This window comes from Oribacterium sp. C9 (assembly GCF_002007235.1).
Lineage (GTDB): Bacteria > Bacillota > Clostridia > Lachnospirales > Lachnospiraceae > Oribacterium.
The window spans coordinates 1-3459 of the sequence record NZ_MUHW01000048.1 but is presented as its reverse complement, the minus strand read 5'-3'; the positions used below and the strand labels follow the sequence as shown (position 1 = coordinate 3459).

Sequence of the window (3459 nt, the reverse complement as noted above, 5' to 3'; positions counted from 1 at the left end):
CGAAATCCAAACTTAAATAAAATCCAAACTTTCCGCCAACAAATGCGATTATATCAAACATTTCCTTTCTAAAAGTTGAGATTTTATTATTCATTACAACCGTGCTCTTTTATCATTCAGGGCAAGGAGGTAATGATCATGAACATTGAAAACTTATTACTACATTCAGATGAGCTCATACGTCATATGGAAGACGATGGATATTCTAAAAGCTATATCCTTCTTCTTAAGACTGAGATCAACTGGCTTAAGAAAAACTGGCATTCTGTCGATTCGTATGAAGAAGCCTGTCAAGCCAGGCAGAGCCAAACAAAATCGGCAGAAATGCAGCGGAGATACCGTCTGGAGTACGGAATCCTGAAACGCTTTGATCTTGACGGTATATTTCCTGACTACCGGAGGAAAGAACCGTTAATAAAGCGCGGGGCATATCACAAGCTCAATTCTGCATTCAAGGACACTGTTGATACTTATCGTGATGCAGAACTCAAACGCGGGCTCAAGCCACAAACGGTTAAAGGCAATGTATCTGCTGTATCATGTTTCCTGCTTTCTATGCAGGGCAAGGGATGCTGCACCCTTTCAGATATCAGTGAAGAAGCTGCCATGTCCTTCTTTACTGATGTCTCCGGGAACATTGCTCTGTCAAATGGTTACAGGAAGCAGATATCCCTTGTATTCAAGGCAGACCTTGGAAAGTACAATGAGGATGCAAAAAGGATACTCGCCTTTCTTCCTAAAACAAGACCCCATAGAAAAAACATCCAGTATCTTCAGCCAGAGGAAGTGGAATGTCTGCATGAAGCACTGTCTCCTGATGGCACGTCATCTTTGAGCCTCCGCAACAGAGCAATAGGTGTACTGTTATTCTTCACGGCACTCAGGGCATGTGATATAGCTTCATTAACCCTCGGAGAGATTGACTGGGAAAATGACGAAATTCGTCTTGTCCAGGATAAAACCGATGTTCCATTAACCCTTCCGATGTCAGCAATGGTTGGCAATGCGCTTTATGATTACATAGTGTCCGAACGCCCTGACAGCAATGAGGAGTATGTTTTTCTTGGCGAAAATCGTCCCTATGACCCCATAACAGCCGGTGCGGTTTTTCTTATCGCTTCCAAGATATATGATGCGGCATCCATCAGACTGGAAAAGGGAGAGAGGCGCGGCTCCCATCTTTTCAGATATAATGCCGCAACTGCTCTTATCAGCAAAGGGATCCCCCGTCCGGTTGTCAGTGCCACTCTGGGTCATGATGACCCGGCTTCGCTGGATTACTATACATTTGCAGACATCACACATCTCCGCGAATGTGCCCTGAGTATCGCCATATTCCCTGTCAGGGAGGGGGTGTTTGACATATGAGTCCTTTCCGTTCGGGGTTTGCTGACGAATTAGAAGCATTCGTCAGATACCGCAAAGCATCTGGATCCTGGAATGAATATGCCAGCCGGCAGAATCTGGTATACTTTGATCATTATTGCGCTGATAACTATGACCTCTCATCCATGCCCATACAAGCAATGATTGACGGATGGTGTACAAAAAGGGACAGTGAAACAAGCGGCTCCTGCTACACGAGAACGCTTCCGGCTAGGCAATTCATTGAATACCTGAAGAGTCGGGGACTGACTGACATAAACGTGCCAGCCTCACCAAAGCTTAACAAGAGGAAATATGTTCCCCATCCGTTCTCGGATGAAGAGCTTCGGCGATTTTTCGAAGCATGTGACAGCATCATCCCATACAAAAACAGGCCCGCCTCCGTGCTTAGAAAGATACAATGCCCTGCTTTTTTCAGGCTTCTTTACAGCAGCGGCATACGGACAACAGAGGCTCGCTATTTAAAAAGAACAGATGTTGATCTATCCCACGGAGTCTTGGATATACAAAAATCAAAGGGCTACGACCAGCATTATGTGGCCCTTCATGAAACGATGACGGAACTTCTGGTAAGCTATGACGATGCCGCAGACAGGCTCCAGCCAGACCGCACATGGTTTTTCCAATCCATGAAGGGTGGCTGCTATGGCAGGGATTGGGTCAATGATAACTTCAAGAAGCTCTGGCAAGTGTCTAACGGCGATTCCAGGGGAATGATTCCATATGACCTCCGGCATCATTATGCGATAGTGAACATCAGCTCATGGGAAGATGACAGCTTTTCCTTTAGTGAAAAGCTGCATTACCTGTCAAAGTCCATGGGGCACCGTTGGATACAATCGACACTTTACTACTATTCCATTGTTCCCCGGCTTGCTGATAAGCTGCGCGAAAAAACCGAAGCCGGATTCAATGATATCGTACCGGAGGTGTGGGATGAAGAAGATTGACGATGCCCCGGTAATAGCAAGGAGGATTTCTGAGTTCCTGTATGAGTATGCGCCTCAGTTCCTTACTAACAGCGAGAATACCTTAAAGGGTTATAGCGATGCACTGACGCTATATTTCCAATTCCTGGAAGAATCGGGGGTTACCCCATCCAATCTTGACCGTCACCACCTTGAGAAGGATTGGATTGAAAAATGGATCCTGTGGCTAAAGGAAAACCGTAAGAATTCTCCCGAAACATGCAATAACCGACTTGCTTCTCTGCGGAGGTTTCTTGAATATCTTGCCAGCAAAGACATCAAGATGGAGTATTTGTACCAGGAATCCAAACGTATCAAACGCCAAAAGTGCCCGAAACGCAAAGTGTCAGGTCTTTCTCGGGAAGCCGTTGCTGCCATGCTGGAAGCTCCTGATACAGCCACATCGATCGGCCGCAGGGATTTGGTATTCCTGACGCTTCTTTACGCGACGGCCGCCCGGATGGATGAAGTGTTATCCATAAAAATCGGGCATATAAATCTTGATGTCAACAAGCCATATGTCAACATCTATGGTAAAGGGGACAAACTTCGTACTTCCTATCTGCTTCCGAGGGCAGTGGCGCTGCTCAGGAAATACATGAAAGAAGTGCATGGGCCATCCCCCGATCATGACCGCCTTCTGTTTTATAGCCGCGTTGGCGAGAACTATAAAAAGCTGACGGAAGCCGCTATGGACAAGAGGATTAAAATATATGCCAGGATTGCCCATGATAAATGTAGTGATGTCCCGATTAAAAGCCATGCGCATCTTTTCCGCCATGCAAAAGCCTCACATTGGATAGAGGACGGGCTCAGCATTGTTGAAGTACAGTTCCTTCTTGGTCATGAACAGATAGAAACAACCATGAAATATCTGGACATAACAACCGCAGAAAAGGTTAAAGCGCTTGCAACCCTTGAAAATGAAAAGGAAAAGAAGGTCGAGAAGAAATGGAAAAACTCCAATGCTTCTTCCCTCACTGGGTTCTGCGGCTTAAACCGGAAATGATACTTCAAAATAAAATCAAAACTTTCTGCTGGCTGAATACTTATAAGGAGTAGAATCTTGGCAGAAAGTTTGGATTTTATTTAAGTTTGGATTTCT

Annotated in this window: 3 protein-coding genes; all 3 read left to right on the top strand. The window is 45.4% G+C overall.

What is annotated here, in order from left to right; genetic code table 11:
- Window positions 1–138 precede the first annotated feature (138 nt).
- Genes BXO88_RS16010 through BXO88_RS16000 form a run of 3 tightly spaced genes read left to right on the top strand, consistent with a single transcriptional unit; the run spans window position 139 to window position 3363 of the window.
- The gene (locus BXO88_RS16010; RefSeq protein ID WP_168171756.1) at window positions 139–1368 is read left to right on the top strand and encodes a tyrosine-type recombinase/integrase; all 1230 of its coding nucleotides are present in this window, start codon (window positions 139–141) and stop codon (window positions 1366–1368) included.
- On the top strand, window positions 1365–2336 hold the full coding sequence (locus tag BXO88_RS16005) for a tyrosine-type recombinase/integrase (protein ID WP_078038725.1): 972 nt from the start codon (window positions 1365–1367) through the stop codon (window positions 2334–2336). Before BXO88_RS16010 ends, BXO88_RS16005 begins: the two co-directional genes overlap by 4 nt.
- Entirely contained in the window at window positions 2323–3363 is a 1041-nt protein-coding gene (locus tag BXO88_RS16000) for a tyrosine-type recombinase/integrase (RefSeq protein WP_078038724.1), read from the top strand. The genes BXO88_RS16005 and BXO88_RS16000 overlap by 14 nt, the downstream gene beginning before the upstream one ends.
- Window positions 3364–3459: the final 96 nt, after the last annotated feature.

Bases quoted from the DNA above. Each gene is read 5' to 3' on its own strand.
- BXO88_RS16005 (WP_078038725.1), top strand. From the start codon at position 1,365: ATGAGTCCTTTCCGTTCGGGGTTTGCTGACGAATTAGAAGCATTCGTC.
- BXO88_RS16000 (WP_078038724.1), top strand. From the start codon at position 2,323: ATGAAGAAGATTGACGATGCCCCGGTAATAGCAAGGAGGATTTCTGAG.
- BXO88_RS16010 (WP_168171756.1), top strand. From the start codon at position 139: ATGAACATTGAAAACTTATTACTACATTCAGATGAGCTCATACGTCAT.